This is a genomic window from Pradoshia sp. TA40_28, assembly GCF_059694525.1.
This window is the reverse complement of sequence record NZ_JCATZO010000019.1, coordinates 17,340-34,035: the sequence shown is the minus strand read 5'-3', so window position 1 is coordinate 34,035 and position 16,696 is coordinate 17,340. Positions and strand designations below refer to the sequence as shown.

Here is a 16,696-nt window from a genome sequence, read left to right as displayed (position 1 = left end):
ATGCGGGTGTAGTTTAGTGGTAAAACCTCAGCCTTCCAAGCTGATGATGAGGGTTCGATTCCCTTCACCCGCTCCAATTAAAATTTCGGGCCTATAGCTCAGCTGGTTAGAGCGCACGCCTGATAAGCGTGAGGTCGATGGTTCGAGTCCATTTAGGCCCATATACCATTATTCCGTAGTAGCTCAGTGGTAGAGCACTCGGCTGTTAACCGAGCGGTCGTAGGTTCGAATCCTACCTGCGGAGCCATATATGGGGAAGTACTCAAGAGGCTGAAGAGGCGCCCCTGCTAAGGGTGTAGGTCGGGTAACCGGCGCGAGGGTTCAAATCCCTCCTTCTCCGCCATATGGCCCCTTGGTCAAGCGGTTAAGACACCGCCCTTTCACGGCGGTAACACGGGTTCGAATCCCGTAGGGGTCATTAAAAAAACCATGTACTATAAGTACATGGTTTTTTTTTATCTTGCATGAATCCACTGTTCTATGAGAGAATGGAAAGAAATAACAAATATCTTTTCTTTTTAAGGTCGCTTGAAGAACAATCACCTCTCTTGTAATATACACTATTCCTTAATTTCCTCTATTGATTTATTTGATCTTGTCCATAAAATTTACCCACAATAACTTTCAATGAAGTAGTAGAAATCAATATAATATGTTGGACTAAGTTTCCTTCGAGGTCTTGAATTATTAGAAAATTTTGTTTACTATATATAAATAGTATAATAAACAAACAATTCTTTATTTTATCCAATTAGAATGTTTTCTTTAGTCCCTTTCAATCATATGTATATATAAATAAATATTTATAAAAGTTATAGTATATTAGTTTTTAAATGCTTTATTTTGGATATATGATACTAGGACTGTTAATTTCTCTTATCAATACCATAATATAGTGGTTTAGATTAATTATATGTTTGATTTGACAATTATTGCATTTGATTTAGTGACAGAATAAGTAGTTTAATTAGTATATTGAGAAAATTCTAGAAAGGGTGATAATATGCCTATTGCTATCCCAACAGACTACCAGGTTCATTTGTTTCATGAAGGTTCTCTTTATGATGCGTATAAACTGTTCGGCGCTCATTTAATAAAAATAGATGATCATGTACATACAAGGTTTACGGTATATGCACCAAATGCCCGTCAGATACGCTTGGTGGGTTCTTTTAATAATTGGAATGGTAAAGGATATGATCTCGAAAAGGTTTCTGAACAGGGCATTTGGTCCATTTTAATAGAAAAAAACTTGGAAGGGCAAATATACAAATACGAAATTGAAGCTGCTACAGGAGAAATTCTGTTAAAAAGTGATCCATATGCATTTTATTCTGAAATAAGGCCCAATACTGCCTCCATTGTCCACCCATTAGAGGATTCATATGAATGGGGCGATACTTCCTGGTATAAGAAGAAAATAAAAAAACATCAAGAAGATTGTCCAATGTTTATTTATGAAATTCATTCAGGTACATGGAGAAAGCATATTCAAGAAGGCAAAGAAACTACTCCAAGTGATGAGTGCAGAATTGAAGAATTTTATACATATCGGGACCTTGCAGATGAACTTATCCCTTACATAATCGAACAAGGCTTTACACATATTGAATTGATGCCACTTACAGAACATCCATATGACGGTTCATGGGGCTACCAGAGTACAGGGTATTACTCTCCAACCAGTCGATATGGAAGACCAGAAGATTTAAAGTATTTTATTGACAAATGTCACCAACATAATATAGGTGTTCTGCTTGATTGGGTTCCTGGACATTATTGCAAAGATGCTCATGGTTTATTTATGTTTGATGGTTTACCAGTTTATGAGTATTCTGATCAAAAACATAGAGAGAACCAAGTATGGGGTACAGCTAATTTTGACTTAGGTAAACCTGAAGTCCATAGCTTTTTAATATCCAATGCGCGGTATTGGATGAATTACTTTCACATAGATGGGTTTAGAGTAGATGCGGTTGCAAATATTATATATTGGCCAAATACATATAATGGTGACGTGAATCCGTATGCCATAAAATTTTTACAAAAACTTAACCGCGTTGTTAAAGAATCCGATCCTACTGTACTAATGATGGCTGAAGACTCAACTGATTGGCCTGACGTGACTAAACCGGATAATGAGGGAGGTTTAGGATTTACATATAAGTGGAATATGGGATGGATGAACGACATTTTAGAGTACATGGAAGCAGACCAGCATTCTAGGAAAGATCTCCATAATAAAGTAACATTCTCCTTAATGTATGCTTATACGGAACGCTTTATTTTGCCTTTATCACATGATGAAGTGGTCCACGGTAAAAAATCTCTTCTTGATAAAATGCCAGGAAGCTACGAAGAAAAATTTTCTCAGTTGAAATTACTTATGGGATTTATGACAACCCACCCAGGAAAGAAATTACTATTCATGGGCGGAGAGCTGGGAATGTTCTCAGAATGGAAGGATAAGGAACAGGTTGATTGGCATCTACTAAATTACAAATCTCATCAAACATTAAATATTTTCTTTAAAGATTTAATAAAGTTTTATAAACGCTCAAAACCTTTATATGAGCTGGATGATCAGCCTGAAGGATTTGAATGGATTGATGTCCATAACACCGACCAATCTATATTCTCATTTATTCGCCGAGATCAAGAAGGTAACCCTTTAGTTATTTTGTGTAACTTTAAAAATATAGCGTATGAAGAATATAAAGTAGGAGTACCTGATAAACAGGAGTATAAAGAGGTCATTAATAGCGATGCTCTCCAGTATGGTGGAAGCAATCATGTTAATAAGAAGACCATCATCGCAGAAGAAGGTCCTTTTCATGGAAGACCATATCACATAAAGATAAAGGTCCCTCCATTTGGAATTACGATACTGCGTCCCATAAAAAAACGGAAGGAGTCAACTAAAAATGGCAAAGAAAAAAATAGTCGCAATGCTACTAGCAGGAGGACAGGGAACAAGGCTTGAAGCTTTGACCGCTGATATTGCAAAACCAGCAGTCCCATTTGGCGGTAAATATAGAATTATAGATTTTACGTTAAGCAACTGTACCAACTCTGGGATAGATACGGTGGGGGTATTAACGCAATATCAACCATTATTGCTAAATTCATACCTTTCGAATGGAAGCGCCTGGGATCTTGATTTAAGAGATGGCGGAGTTACCGTTTTACCTCCATATTCTGCATCAAAAGAAATGAGATGGTATACAGGGACAGCAAGTGCAGTTTATCAAAATTTAAATTATATCGATCAATACGATCCGGATTATGTGATCGTTCTCTCCGGTGATCATATTTACAAAATGGATTATGATAAAATGCTGAGCTTCCATGAAGAAAAGGGAGCAGATGCAACGATTTCTGTTATCCCTGTACCTTGGGACGAAGCAAGCAGATTTGGAATCATGAACACTAGAGAAGATTATTCGGTAATGGAATTTGAAGAAAAGCCTAAGAATCCAAAAAATAATTTAGCATCAATGGGAATTTATATATTCAATCGTAAAGTCCTAAAGGACTATTTAATAAAAGATTCCAAAAATGAAGAGTCATCAAGAGATTTCGGGAAGGATATCATTCCTTTACTGTTAAATGATGATAAAAAGGTATATGCATATCCGTTTGAAGGATATTGGAAAGATGTCGGTACACTGAAAAGTTATTGGGAAGCTAATATGGATTTACTAGATGAAGAGTGTGAATTAAATCTTTATGACTATTCATGGCGCATATATTCTGTTAATCCAAATAGACCTCCTCAATATTTATCTAATAAAGCAGATGTTAAAGAATCATTGATTAACGAAGGATGTATTGTGGAAGGCAAGGTAGAAAAGTCAGTTGTTTTCTATGGAGCACAAATCGGAAAAGGTGCTCATGTAAAAGATTCAGTTATCATGTCAGATGCGATCATAGGTGAGAATGTTTATATTGAAAAAGCTATTATTCCACCTGGTGCTGTTATACCTGATAACCAAGTGATTAAGCCAATTGATGATGAGGATGTAATATTAGTTAATCCTGAGCTGTTAACTGAAGAGAATGTCATAAAATTATCTTGATATATTTTGAAAGGCGTTGAAAATATGAGTAAATCACTATTAGGTATTATAGATGCCACAAATAGTTATGAGTCCCTGGACATTTTAACAAAAAGTCGGAATGTTGCAGCATTGCCAATCGCTGGGCGTTTTCGATTAATAGATTTTATCTTGTCAAGCATGGTTAATTCAGGCATTTCAAATGTAGCTGTTTATCCACAGGCACATTTTAGATCGTTAATGGACCATTTAGGAACAGGAAAAAACTGGGATTTAAATAGAAAAAGAGATGGTCTGTTTTTCCTACCGGTTCCACATACAGAAGATGTGCAGGGTGAGGTTCATTCGTTTGACCACTTTGCCTACCATATGACGTACCTGGAAAGAAGCGAACAAGAGTATGCGATAGTAGCTAACAGTCAAACGGTTTGCAACATTGATTTTAACGCGGTCCTTAAATATCATATACAAAATAGATGTGATATAACCGAAATCAAAAAAGATAATGAATCATTGGAAATGTTCATTCTAAAAAAAGAATTGCTTGTTAAGTTAATTGAAGAACGGAAACAGACTGGGTATACATCTCTAAAAGATGTTGTAGATGATCATTATTCAGACTTTACAATCTGTGTATATCAGTATGATGGATACTTGGCTAACATTAATTCTATTAATGCCTATTTCCAAACAAGTATGGATTTGCTTAAAGAAGAAAATTGGAGCCAGCTATTTATGAAGGATTGCCCTATTTATACAAAAGTTAAAGATGAGCCGCCATCCAAGTACAGTGGACAGTCTCATGTGAGCCAAGCGATGGTTGCTAATGGGTGTATGATCAAAGGGGAAGTAGAGCAGAGCATCATCTTCAGAGCTGTAAATATCGATGAAGGAACTTCAATTAAAAACTCTATCATCATGCAAAAAACAAAGATTGGTAAGAATTGCAAACTTGACTATTGTATCCTCGATAAAGATGTAGAAATTGCAGATGGTACAGTTCTTATCGGGTCACCATTTCAACCAATTGTTATTCAAAAAGGTGTTAAACAAGGAGCGTTGATGAATTCGTGAATGTATTATTTGTAGTATCCGAATGTGTACCCTTTGCTAAATCTGGAGGGCTGGCTGATGTAGCCGGCTCTCTTCCAAAAGAATTAAAAAAATTAGGTCATGAGGTAAGAGTGTTGCTTCCTAAGTATGGGACGATACCTTCTCATTTTTTTAATTCAGCCAAAAAAATTGCCGAATTTGAAGTTCAATTAAGCTGGAGAAGACAGTATTGCGGTATTTTTGAAGTTGAGTATGATGGTGTCACGTATTACTTTATGGACAATGAATATTATTTCCACCGTCCAAAACTTTATGAGCAGTTTGATGATGGTGAACGCTTTGCCTATTTCTGTAAAGCGGCTGTGGAAACGCTCTATCATATCCCATTTTTACCGGATGTTATCCATACTCATGACTGGCATACAGGCATGATTCCATTTCTTTTGAAAACCCAGCATCAAAATACGAAATTAGCCAATATCAAAAATATTTTTACCATTCATAATTTGCAATTCCAAGGTATTTACGGAAAAAGTTTTCTGAATGATGTACTAGGAATTCATGATGACTACTTTAACCAATTGGAATTCGATGGGAACGTCAATTTCATGAAATCAGCTCTTGTTTATGCGGATGCTATTACTACTGTGAGCCCTACATATAAAGAGGAAATTAAAACAGATTATTATGGTGAACGCCTAAATGGATTATTACAGGCCAGAGATTCGGATCTATATGGAATTATAAATGGGATTGATAATGATTTATATAATCCTGAAAAAGATGACGCAATTGCCAGTGAGTTTTCGGTCAACAATTTAAAAGGCAAGTTGGCGAATAAACGATCCCTGCAGAAGTATTTTAATTTACCGGTAGATGATAGTAAGCCGCTGATTGCTGTTGTTTCACGTCTGACATCTCAAAAAGGCTTTGATTTAGTTAGAGCTGTTTTCCATGAGATCTTACAGGAAGATGTACAAATGATTATGCTGGGGACAGGTGATCCGCAATTTGAACATTTCTTTGGTTATACGTCCCAATGGTATCAGGATAAACTAAGAGTTCATATCGGATTTAATGAGGATTTAGCCCATCAAATCTACGCTGGTGCCGATTTATTCCTTATGCCGTCTAAATTTGAACCTTGTGGGTTAAGCCAATTAATAGCAATGAGATATGGGACATTACCAATAGTAAGGGAAACTGGTGGCCTGCGAGATACTGTACAGCCATATAATGAATTTACTGGGGAAGGCAATGGTTTCTCATTTACAAACTTTAATGCTCATGACATGCTTTATACAATACGAAGGGCATTATCTTTCTATCACAATCCGTCGGAATGGAAGAAAATCGTGCAGAATTCCATGAGGAAGGACTACAGCTGGGCACGTTCAGCAGCAGAGTATGAGCTATTGTATGAAGACTTGATTGAGAGGATCTGATTTGATGTTTAGTAATAAAGAACAGTTTAAGGAAGCCTTTATATCTAAGCTAGAAATGTCATATGGAAAGACATTTTCAGAATCAACAACACAAGAACAATATCATACATTAGGTATTATGATTCGTGAATATATAAGTAAGAATTGGATTAAAACGAATCAATTATATAGAAGTACGAATACAAAACAGGTTTACTATTTATCCATTGAATTTTTGCTCGGAAGAATTATGGGGAGCAATGTTTTAAATCTCGGTATTCAAAAAGTTGTGGAAGAGGGTCTGGGAGATTTAGGAATTAGTTTTTCGGAACTGGAATCAATCGAACCGGATTCCGCTCTTGGGAATGGCGGGTTAGGACGGCTGGCTGCCTGCTTTATGGATTCCATAGCCTCCCTTGAATTACCAGGGCACGGATGTGGAATCCGCTATAAACATGGTTTATTTGAGCAAAAAATCATTGATGGCGTACAAGTCGAATATCCGGAACAGTGGTTGCAAAATGGACATGTATGGGAAGTTAGAAAGGCCGATCAGGCAGTGATGGTTCCTTTTTGGGGGGAAGTTCAATCCTATAAAGATTCTGAAGGTCGGCTATGTTTCCGGCATGTAGATTCAGAGCCAATCATGGCGGTTCCTTATGATATACCTGTTGTTGGATATCATAACGAGACGGTCAATACATTAAGATTGTGGAGTGCTGAACCTGCTCCGGCTCCTTTTCATCGTGATATCATGCGTTACAAGCGTGAGACAGAGTTGGTATCAGAATTCCTTTATCCCGATGATACAGAAGACAGCGGAAAAATTCTGCGATTAAAACAGCAGTATTTCCTCGTTTCTTCCAGTTTACATAGCATTTTAAGGACTTACCGTAAAAAGAATATTCCCATGAACAAACTGCACGAATACGTATCTATACATATTAATGATACTCATCCTGTACTGGCCATTCCAGAATTAATGAGAATCTTATTGGATGAGGTTAAATTATCATGGGATGAGGCGTGGGAAGTAACCACCAAAACGATTTCTTACACTAATCATACGACGCTTTCTGAGGCGTTGGAAAAATGGCCAATCCGATTATTCCAACCGTTATTGCCTAGAATATATATGATTGTGAATGAGATTAACGAGCGATTCTGTAAGCAATTATGGGACCTGTATCCAGGCGATTGGCAAAGAATAGAGGAAATGGCTATAATCGCTCATGACCAAGTTAAAATGGCTCATTTGGCCATTGCAGGCAGTCATAGTGTCAATGGTGTAGCCCACCTGCATACTGAGATTCTCAAAAAACGCGAAATGAATAATTTTTACCGGGTTTATCCAGAAAAATTTAATAATAAAACTAATGGAATTACCCATCGCAGATGGTTAATGAAATCAAATCCAGGCCTTTCTAACTTAATCTCTGAATCAATCGGAGATAGGTGGCAGGTTGACCCAAGTTATATGAAGGAACTGGAGCGGTTTAGCCAGGATTCCACCTTTATAGAGCAGCTGATCAAGGTGAAAGCAAACAATAAGCTCAAACTAGCGGAACGTATTAAAGCACAGAATGGTATAACCGTTAATCCAGATAGTATTTTTGATGTTCAGGTCAAACGTTTGCACGCTTATAAAAGGCAATTATTGAATGTATTGCACATCATGTATTTATATAATCGGATGAAGGATGAGCCAAACTTCAAGCCTTATCCACGTACGTTTATTTTTGGCGCCAAAGCATCTCCTGGCTATTACTATGCTAAAAAAATTATCAAACTGATTAATTCTGTTGCCGAGAAAGTTAATAATGATCCGGATACTAAGGATTATATAAAAGTTGTATTTCTTGAGAATTATCGAGTTTCCTTAGCTGAAGAAATATTCCCTGCTGCTGAAGTAAGTGAACAAATATCCACTGCAAGTAAAGAAGCATCTGGAACAGGTAATATGAAATTTATGATGAATGGTGCCCTGACCATCGGTACAATGGATGGAGCAAATGTGGAAATCTTTGAGCGAGTCGGAAAAGACCATATCTTTACATTCGGGTTATCATCTGAGGAAGTTATGGACTATAATGCACATGGCGGCTATCACTCTTCAGAGTACTATATGCTTGATCGCAGGATTCATCAGGCTGTAAATCAATTGATTAATGGCTTTTTCCCAAATACTTCAGGGATGTTCGATATGATTTATGATTCTCTGCTTCTGGAAAATGACCAGTACTTTGTGCTAAGAGATTTCGATTCTTATGCTAGTACACAAGAAAGAGTAGAGGCATTTTATCAGGATAAAAAGAAATGGAACACATCAAGCGTGATAAATATTGCTAATTCAGGGTATTTCTCAAGTGATCGAACAATCAGTCAGTATGCGACAGACATTTGGAATGTGAAACCCATACATTAAGCAAACAATATAAGGTTATTAAAAAAGACGAACTCAAATCCATTAAAGGGATGAGAGGTGCGTCTTTTTTCCTTTAGAAGATGTATTCGGTCTTGTATAAAATTCATTTAATTCCATACAAGTATTAATTGAATAGGCTTAAACAATTAGTAGAGAAAAAATAAGACAACCTTGGAAGGCTGCCTTATTTTTTCTTATTATCTACATAACTGTCGCTTTCTCGGTAAGGGATATCCCCTAAATCAGATTCTAAACCTTCTTTCTTCAAGCGGTCTTCATAATCGATTTTTGCATCGCTTTGATAAACCATACGCTCACCATCTGGTCCATTGCCAACGAACGATTCAATATCATCAGCAAAACCTTCATCTTCTGTTTGGTCTGGATAGAGATCATCATATCCTTTTGCGTCTCTTACCATATCAGCAGGTGTTTCAGAAGTTCCATATTGTGCAGCCTCTTGATAACTGTCTGTATAGTCCTGAATTCGGTCATCATACGTTCTTTGAAGAGAATCAGGTTTCGGTGGCTGAATGATATCTTCTTCAATAGGACGGTGATTGCTTAATTCCTGCTTTCTCGTATGTTCAATACAATAAAGAGTAGATGGAATAGCCTCCAGTCTTTCGTATGGGATCTCCTTACCGCATTCCTTACATACGCCGTAAGTTTCTTCTTCTATTGCAGCCAATGCGGATTCAATTTCATTTAATTGTTTCTCTTCATGTATTTCTAAGGCCACATCTTTTTCACGCTCAAATAATTCTGTTCCAAGGTCAGCAGGGTGATTATCATAGGATGAAAGTTCTCCCGATGCTTCACGTTCACTCAGGTCTAACCGACTGTCTTTTTTTGTGTTTAATCTTTGTTGAAATTCGTCTCTTTGTTCTTTTAATCTATCCGTTAACGCTTGTAGTTGCTCTTTATTTAGCATGCTACCACTTCCTTATCTGTTAAGTAACGTTGTATTGTTACAATACCCCTTCAGACAATGGGAAAACATTTAGATGCTGAGACCTTTAGGAATGATGTGTCTTAGGGGAGTAGATTCACAAGATAACATCCTTTTTACGTATCGAAATAATCTAAAGTAAGATTTCACTATTCTGAGCGAAGTAGATAAAAAAAGATGGAGAAAACCCACTGGTTTTCTCCATCTTTTTTAAGTTGTTGACTATAAAACAACGTCTCTCCCAAATGAATTAGAAGAAAAATCCTATATACATACCAAGTGCAAATAAAAGTCCGTAGAAAGTGTTCGTTTGACCAGTCGCTTTCATAGCAGGCATCATTTCCGGTGGAGTATCATTACCAATGAACCCTTTCACAGCTTGGACAGCTTTTGGAATACTTAAGAGAACGAGCAATGTCCATGGAGAAGTGATATCAGATAAAACTAAAACAAATGCCCATAGATAAGAGAGCGCAAACATAGAAGCAAGTACCATAATGGCATTTTTCTTACCTACTAAAATTGCCAGCGTTTTACGTCCGCCCTTTTCATCTCCGACTCTGTCACGTATATTATTTGATAACATAATAGCACCTACGGTCAGGAAGAACGGTACAGTCACGAGCCACGCATCTAATGTTACATTTCCGGTTTGAATGAAATAAGAAATCAAGATAATTAAGCATCCCATGAAGAAGCCGGAAGTAATCTCACCCAATGGGGTATAGGCTATAGGGAATGGCCCACCGGTATACAAATATCCCATTGACATGGACAATAATCCAATGAGAACCAGCCACCAGCTGCTATTTGCGCATATATAGACACCGATTAGTGCTGATATGCCATACAAAACGAGCGCTAATGTCAGAATCGACTTTGGTGTTAAGCCTTCATGGACAATTCCGCCGCCAATCCCAATGGACTCCTCATTATCGAGCCCTTTTTTGAAATCGTAATATTCATTAAATAGGTTCGTGGCAATTTGAATAAGCAGTGCTGCAGCCATCATAGCCACAAATAATCCTATACTCAATGTAGGTATATGTTCATGAGCTAGTGCGGTACCAACTAACACCGGTGTAAAGCCAGCCGTTAATGTATGTGGCCTGGTTAATTTCCACCATACCCGCCAGCTTTTTCTGGGTAACCCCGTCTTCGCAGTAGAATGCGAGTGATCTTGCATTTTGTTAATCTCCTTTACGTTAAAAGTTACTAGAGAATAGTGGTAAGTCGATATGTTAAACTATTAGTAAAAAATAAAATATTTTAAGAGTTCGTCATTTTCCTATCATACCAACTATTTTTAATACTAAAATCAGTGTAGGTAAAGGTGACGTAAAGTGTCAATACATTTATCTTCTAACAAACCTGTTAGAAGTCATAATGGTTCAGGCTTTGTGGAAAAAATATTATAATAGTAAGAGTTGTTATTAATAGAATGAGCAAATTTGACAGTAGGTCTGTGGGAGAAAAGCGGTTTAGTAGATAGATGATGCTTCCTCAAAGCAGGCAAACAGTTTGGTAACGTTATCAAACGAACAATAAAAAGTTTGAAATTCTTAATTATAGTAGAGGAACTACAAAAATTGACAGCTTAATTTATACAGGTGTATCTTTAAATAGGTTTATTGGATAAAGGATCAACGGGGGGATTTGAATGGCGATAAAGCAAATGACAGATATTCAACAGGGATTGACTGAAGCCTTACAAACAGTAAAAAGGATTGCTATGCCAATCTTATTCAGTCATGTTGAAGCCGTTACCAATAAGAGACCAATCGATATCTATCATTCAAGCGAATGTTTATATAAAGGGGAACGCTTTTACTGGAAAGATCCGGATAATGAACTATATTTAGCTGGAATCGGAACCGCTAATAAAATACAATCCCTTCATAATGGGAAAAAACGCTTTAAGGAAATAAAAGAAAAATGGACAGCCATTATGGAAACAGCCATCACCATGGGGATAAACTCAGGAAAAGGCACAGGGCCTCTTTGTTTTGGAGGTTTTTCCTTTAACGCACAAGATACAGATCCGAGCTCACCCTGGAGTCCATTTGGCAGTTATTTATTTTATATACCAAAATATTTAATTACGGAAACAAAGCATGGTACATATTTAACCTCCTCTATTTATTTGAATCCACATATGTCCGATGAAGAGATTCAACAGTTTATAGAGGAGAAAGATGCCTTTTTATCTATGTCAGTTACCGACCAGAAAAAAATGCCAGCTGTTGTGAGTCAGCAGGAGCATCTGGTACCAGAGTGGAAACAGGCTATCGTTAAATCGGTTGAAGATATCCAAAAAGGGCAGATGGAAAAAATCGTTCTGGCACGGGAATTAAGTTTGCAATTTGAAGATGAAGTACCTTCTCATACAGTACTGGAAAATTTAATGAATCAGCAAAACGGCAGCTTTATTTTTGGCCTTGAGTCGGGTGAACATTGCTTTATAGGCGCTTCGCCTGAACGGTTGGTGAAAAAAGAGGGCGCCATCGTGTTTTCTGCTTGTTTAGCAGGGTCAACGCCAAGAGGGGAAGATGAAGAAACAGATGCGAAGCTAGGAAATGAATTACTAAACGATGATAAAAATCGTTCCGAGCATCAATTTGTCGTGAATATGATCAGAAATGCGATGGAGGAGCATTGCATCGAAATCACTATTCCGAGTGCACCCGTACTAATGAAGTTGAAAAATATTCAGCATCTCTATACACCGGTAAATTGTGTGAGTATGCCTGGCACTTCCGTCCTGGACTTTGTAGAACTACTCCATCCTACTCCTGCTTTAGGAGGTTCACCAAGAGATGTTGCTATGGAAAAGATAGAAAGATATGAAGGTATGGATAGAGGATTTTATGCTGCTCCAATAGGATGGATGGATATATACGGAAATGGAGATTTTTCTGTAGGTATCCGTTCCGGTTTACTTCAAAAGGAGAGGGCATCTCTATATGCCGGCTGCGGGATTGTAGAAAAATCAAATCCGGAAAGTGAATATACGGAGACAAAAGTGAAATTTAAACCTATGCTTTCAGCTTTGGAGGGAAGGAACATATGAATCACCAAGAAGAGCTAACTGCTTTTATTGCATCCTTTGTAGATGAATTAACCAGAGCGGAAGTTAATCATGTTGTCATTAGTCCGGGATCAAGGTCTACACCAATTGCCTATTGTATGGCCGAACATCCGGATATGAATGTTCATATTAATATTGACGAAAGATCCGCTGCATTTTTTGCGCTGGGCATGGCCAAAGAAAAGAGGAAGCCGGTTGCTTTATTATGTACATCAGGTACGGCAGCAGCAAACTACTTTCCGGCTATTGTGGAGGCCTATTATTCAAGAGTGCCATTAATCGTGCTTACTGCAGACCGTCCGCATGAATTAAGAGATGTTGGAGCCCCTCAGGCTATCAATCAATTAAACCTTTACGGTGAGCATGTGAAATGGTTTGTAGAGATGTCTCTGCCCGAATCTGGCGAAATGATGCTTCAGTATGCCCGAACCGTAGCAAGTCGGGCAATCAGCAATTCCATTTTGGAACCTGCTGGACCGGTCCATATTAACTTCCCTTTAAGGGAGCCTCTTATTCCCATTTTAAGTGAGATGGATAAATGGATTCAAAAGACAGAACATTCTAAAGCGTATATCGATATTGCACACGGTCAGTTAAAGATGACAGGTACTCAATTAAATACTTATATCAAGTTGATTGAGGAGAGTAAGAAGGGGATTATTATTTGCGGACCGATTGATCAGCTTGATTTTAAAGAGGCTGTATTGGAATTCGCAGCAGCAACAGGATATCCAATTCTAGCAGATCCATTGTCTCAATTAAGGTCTGGCGGGAATCAATATGTGGTTGAAGCTTATGATACTTTCTTAAAGGTTGAGGATATCCATGAGGAAATTACACCGGATTTAGTTATACGATTTGGAGCAATGCCCGTATCTAAACCGCTGTTACAATTTGTGAAAAAGTTTAGGCGGGCAAATCATATTGTGGTCGATGGTGGAAGTGGATGGAGAGAACCTGCGGGAGTAAGCACTCATATGGTTTATTGTAATGAGTCCCTTTTCTGCCGTTCTGTTAAAGACAATCTTTCTAATTATGCAAATCCAGAAAGAAACAGTTGGCTTTCCCTTTGGCAAAGTATCAATGAAGTGACAAAAAAAGGATTGCTGACTATACAGAATGAAACAGGGATGCAAGAAGGGAAATTGTTTTCACTATTAGAGGGTTTACTCCCGGAAAAGGCAAACTTAGTAGTTGGAAACAGTATGCCGATTAGGAATATTGATTCTTTCTTCTTTCAAACGACTAAGGAGATTCGAATATTGGCGAATAGGGGAGCTAATGGGATTGATGGCCTTATTTCAACTGCAGCAGGTATCAGTTCCTCCTCTGAGTATCCAACTGTACTGGCGCTTGGAGACTTGAGCTTCTTTCATGATATGAATGGTTTTTTGGCTGCTAAAATGGATCAAATAAATCTGTTGGTTCTGGTTGTGAATAATGATGGGGGCGGAATCTTTTCTTACTTGCCTCAATCTGCTGAAGAAAAACATTTCGAAGAGCTTTTTGGTACACCTCATGGCTTACATTTTGAACATACAGCTGCTTTATATGGTGCAAACTATAAAAAGCCGGAAACTTGGGAAGAAGTAACCGACTCTATTCAAGACTGGGTAGCTAATCCGGATTTTCGTATCGTTGAAGTTTGTACAAGCCGATCTTACGATGTAAATAAGTACAGGGAAGTTGTTCAATACGTTTCCCGGGAAATAAAATTGATGAATGATGGCGAATGAATTTATGGTACCCATTAATGGTGTACAATACCATTTACGAGTAGAGGGTGAAGGAGAGCCTGTGCTTCTATTACATGGTTTCACTGGATCTTTGAATACGTGGAATACCTTCATTCAGGATTACAAACATTGTTTTCGATTTATTAGTCTTGATTTATTAGGACATGGTCTGACAGAAGCACCTACTGATCGAAAACGATATGAAATGCAGCAAGCAGCCAAAGATATTAAGGATCTATTAATCTCTTTAAACATTGAATCTGTTCATCTCATTGGTTATTCAATGGGAGGTAGGCTGGCTTTGGGGTTTGCAGCTTATTATCCTGAATTTGTTCAGACTCTTATACTGGAAAGTTCATCGCCAGGTTTAGAAAATGAAGATGAACGCATCTCAAGGGTGTCCAGCGATGCCAAATTGGCACAACGAATTGAAGAATATGGTATAGAAAGATTTGTGGATAATTGGGAGAACATTCCGTTGTTTACTTCTCAAAAACGACTTTCAGATAAAAAGAAAACAGAAATCAGAAAAGAGCGATTATCCCAAACCACTATTGGACTGCAAAATAGTTTGCTCGGAATGGGGACAGGCTCACAGCCTTCATTTTGGAGTGAATTAAAGAAGTTGGATTTTCCTGTTTTATTGCTTGCCGGAGAATTAGACAAAAAGTTCGTTCATTTGGCGTTAAAAATGCAGAATTTCCTTAATAAAGGCCAATTTGAAACAATTATTGACACAGGTCATGCAATACACGTGGAAGAACCCGAAATATTTGGTAGAATAGTAAGTGAATTTATTCGAGGGAGGAATTAGAAAATGGCTTTTGATTGGGTAACCATTCGTACATATGAAGATATTTTATATGAAAGATATAATGGGATTGCTAAAATCACGATCAACCGTCCAGAGGTGCGCAATGCATTTCGTCCAAAAACGGTAATGGAATTGATTGATGCTTTTTCTCGTGCCAGAGACGATAAAGAAATTGGTGCTATCATTTTAACAGGTGCAGGTGATATGGCATTCTGTTCCGGCGGTGACCAAAAAGTTCGCGGTCATGGAGGATATGTGGGCGAAGATGAAATTCCACGTCTAAATGTTTTGGATCTTCAACGCTTAATTCGTGTTATTCCAAAGCCAGTTATCGCAATGGTAGCAGGATATGCTATTGGCGGAGGCCATGTACTGCATGTTGTTTGTGATTTAACGATTGCAGCTGAAAATGCTCGTTTTGGTCAAACAGGTCCAAAGGTTGGAAGCTTTGATGCAGGTTATGGTGCAGGCTATTTAGCTAGAATAGTAGGTCATAAGAAAGCAAAAGAAATCTGGTTCTTATGCCGTCAATATGATGCACAAGAAGCACTTGAGATGGGCTTGGTAAATAAAGTGGTTCCTCTTGAACAACTTGAAGCAGAAACCGTACAATGGTGTGAAGAAATGCTTGAGAAAAGTCCAACTGCTCTTCGTTTCTTGAAAGCAGCTTTCAATGCGGATACAGATGGATTAGCGGGACTTCAGCAGCTGGCAGGCGATGCTACACTGCTTTATTATACAACTGATGAAGCTAAAGAAGGACGCGATGCATTTAAAGAAAAACGCAATCCAGACTTCGACCAATTCCCTAGATTCCCTTAATCGGGAAGGAAAACAGCTTGACGCCTATCGTCAGGCTGTTTTTATGTGCATATAAGCGAATGATAATAAATAAGCGACAGGCGTGCTTTTGGGGGCTCTAGGGCCTACAAGGATGTAGGTCGTGGAGACATTGGCCACAAGCCTTTGGACCATAAAAGATCCTCTCTACGGGCCTCTCCTTATGCTTGGCGGAGCTGACCAGTCGTCTCAGCTTTATACTTAATCCAGCTTCAGGGCCTAAGCCGCTCGAGACATAAGCATAGCCTCTGCGGGGGAGGAACACCCTCTCCAAGCCTCTGTCTTATGCTTGTCGCGTCTGACCAA

General features: G+C 38.1%; 11 protein-coding genes and 5 tRNA genes. 14 read left to right on the top strand and 2 right to left on the bottom strand.

The features are described 5' to 3' along the window. Nucleotides 1-2 precede the first annotated feature (2 nt). The 10 genes from AC58NB_RS16860 (at nt 3) to AC58NB_RS16815 (ending at nt 8,960) form a co-directional block, all read left to right on the top strand. Nucleotides 3-76 (top strand) — tRNA-Gly (locus AC58NB_RS16860). 11 nt (nt 77-87) lie between these two features. Next, nucleotides 88-161 (top strand) — tRNA-Ile (locus tag AC58NB_RS16855). An 11-nt stretch (nt 162-172) separates the two neighbouring features. Then, nucleotides 173-247, top strand: a tRNA-Asn gene (locus AC58NB_RS16850). A 5-nt stretch (nt 248-252) separates the two neighbouring features. Further along, a tRNA-Ser gene (locus AC58NB_RS16845) sits at nt 253-343 on the top strand. Nucleotides 344-346: 3 nt separating this feature from the next. After that, nucleotides 347-418, top strand: a tRNA-Glu gene (locus AC58NB_RS16840). A gap of 585 nt (nt 419-1,003) precedes the next feature. Further along, entirely contained in the window at nt 1,004-2,983 is a 1,980-nt protein-coding gene (gene glgB / locus AC58NB_RS16835) for a 1,4-alpha-glucan branching protein GlgB (protein WP_497427957.1), read from the top strand. Then, nucleotides 2,925-4,079, top strand: a complete 1,155-nt coding sequence (locus AC58NB_RS16830) for a glucose-1-phosphate adenylyltransferase (RefSeq protein WP_497427956.1) — start codon at nt 2,925-2,927, stop codon at nt 4,077-4,079. Before glgB ends, AC58NB_RS16830 begins: the two co-directional genes overlap by 59 nt. Before the next feature lie 24 nt (nt 4,080-4,103). Beyond that, nucleotides 4,104-5,132 (top strand): GlgC family sugar phosphate nucleotidyltransferase, encoded by a 1,029-nt coding sequence (locus tag AC58NB_RS16825; protein ID WP_497427955.1) that lies wholly within the window; start codon nt 4,104-4,106, stop codon nt 5,130-5,132. After that, nucleotides 5,129-6,556: a glycogen synthase GlgA gene (gene glgA / locus AC58NB_RS16820; RefSeq protein WP_497427954.1), complete on the top strand. Its 1,428-nt coding sequence runs from the start codon at nt 5,129-5,131 to the stop codon at nt 6,554-6,556. The genes AC58NB_RS16825 and glgA overlap by 4 nt, the downstream gene beginning before the upstream one ends. A gap of 4 nt (nt 6,557-6,560) precedes the next feature. After that, complete coding sequence (locus AC58NB_RS16815; RefSeq protein ID WP_497427953.1) at nt 6,561-8,960, top strand: glycogen/starch/alpha-glucan phosphorylase; 2,400 nt, start codon at nt 6,561-6,563, stop codon at nt 8,958-8,960. A gap of 184 nt (nt 8,961-9,144) precedes the next feature. Here AC58NB_RS16815 and AC58NB_RS16810 read toward each other — a convergent pair whose 3' ends face one another. Then, on the bottom strand, nt 9,145-9,894 hold the full coding sequence (locus AC58NB_RS16810; protein WP_497427952.1) for a TraR/DksA C4-type zinc finger protein: 750 nt from the start codon (nt 9,892-9,894) through the stop codon (nt 9,145-9,147). A 268-nt stretch (nt 9,895-10,162) separates the two neighbouring features. After that, nucleotides 10,163-11,098, bottom strand: a complete 936-nt coding sequence (locus tag AC58NB_RS16805; protein WP_497427951.1) for a 1,4-dihydroxy-2-naphthoate polyprenyltransferase — start codon at nt 11,096-11,098, stop codon at nt 10,163-10,165. 474 nt (nt 11,099-11,572) lie between these two features. Here AC58NB_RS16805 and AC58NB_RS16800 point away from each other — a divergent pair, with 474 nt between their 5' ends. The 4 genes from AC58NB_RS16800 to menB are packed head-to-tail and all read left to right on the top strand — an operon-like array spanning nt 11,573 to nt 16,372. Further along, a complete protein-coding gene (locus tag AC58NB_RS16800; RefSeq protein WP_497427950.1) occupies nt 11,573-12,982 on the top strand; it encodes an isochorismate synthase in 1,410 nt (469 codons plus the stop codon). Beyond that, nucleotides 12,979-14,736 carry a 2-succinyl-5-enolpyruvyl-6-hydroxy-3-cyclohexene-1-carboxylic-acid synthase gene (menD, locus tag AC58NB_RS16795; RefSeq protein ID WP_497427949.1) on the top strand — a complete coding sequence of 586 codons (1,758 nt, stop codon included), beginning with the start codon at nt 12,979-12,981 and terminating at the stop codon, nt 14,734-14,736. Before AC58NB_RS16800 ends, menD begins: the two co-directional genes overlap by 4 nt. After that, nucleotides 14,726-15,550, top strand: coding sequence for a 2-succinyl-6-hydroxy-2,4-cyclohexadiene-1-carboxylate synthase (menH, locus tag AC58NB_RS16790; RefSeq protein WP_497427948.1), 825 nt, complete (start codon nt 14,726-14,728; stop codon nt 15,548-15,550). Before menD ends, menH begins: the two co-directional genes overlap by 11 nt. 3 nt (nt 15,551-15,553) lie before the next feature. Further along, complete coding sequence (gene menB / locus AC58NB_RS16785) at nt 15,554-16,372, top strand: 1,4-dihydroxy-2-naphthoyl-CoA synthase (RefSeq protein ID WP_497427947.1); 819 nt, start codon at nt 15,554-15,556, stop codon at nt 16,370-16,372. Nucleotides 16,373-16,696 lie beyond the last annotated feature (324 nt).

What these genes read in the sequence shown, in the direction of transcription:
- glgB (WP_497427957.1), top strand. Translation starts at nt 1,004, where the DNA reads ATGCCTATTGCTATCCCAACAGACTACCAGGTTCATTTGTTTCATGAA.
- AC58NB_RS16830 (WP_497427956.1), top strand. Translation starts at nt 2,925, where the DNA reads ATGGCAAAGAAAAAAATAGTCGCAATGCTACTAGCAGGAGGACAGGGA.
- AC58NB_RS16825 (WP_497427955.1), top strand. Translation starts at nt 4,104, where the DNA reads ATGAGTAAATCACTATTAGGTATTATAGATGCCACAAATAGTTATGAG.
- AC58NB_RS16815 (WP_497427953.1), top strand. Translation starts at nt 6,561, where the DNA reads ATGTTTAGTAATAAAGAACAGTTTAAGGAAGCCTTTATATCTAAGCTA.
- AC58NB_RS16810 (WP_497427952.1), bottom strand. Translation starts at nt 9,894, where the DNA reads ATGCTAAATAAAGAGCAACTACAAGCGTTAACGGATAGATTAAAAGAA.
- AC58NB_RS16805 (WP_497427951.1), bottom strand. Translation starts at nt 11,098, where the DNA reads ATGCAAGATCACTCGCATTCTACTGCGAAGACGGGGTTACCCAGAAAA.
- AC58NB_RS16800 (WP_497427950.1), top strand. Translation starts at nt 11,573, where the DNA reads ATGGCGATAAAGCAAATGACAGATATTCAACAGGGATTGACTGAAGCC.
- menD (WP_497427949.1), top strand. Translation starts at nt 12,979, where the DNA reads ATGAATCACCAAGAAGAGCTAACTGCTTTTATTGCATCCTTTGTAGAT.
- menH (WP_497427948.1), top strand. Translation starts at nt 14,726, where the DNA reads ATGGCGAATGAATTTATGGTACCCATTAATGGTGTACAATACCATTTA.
- menB (WP_497427947.1), top strand. Translation starts at nt 15,554, where the DNA reads ATGGCTTTTGATTGGGTAACCATTCGTACATATGAAGATATTTTATAT.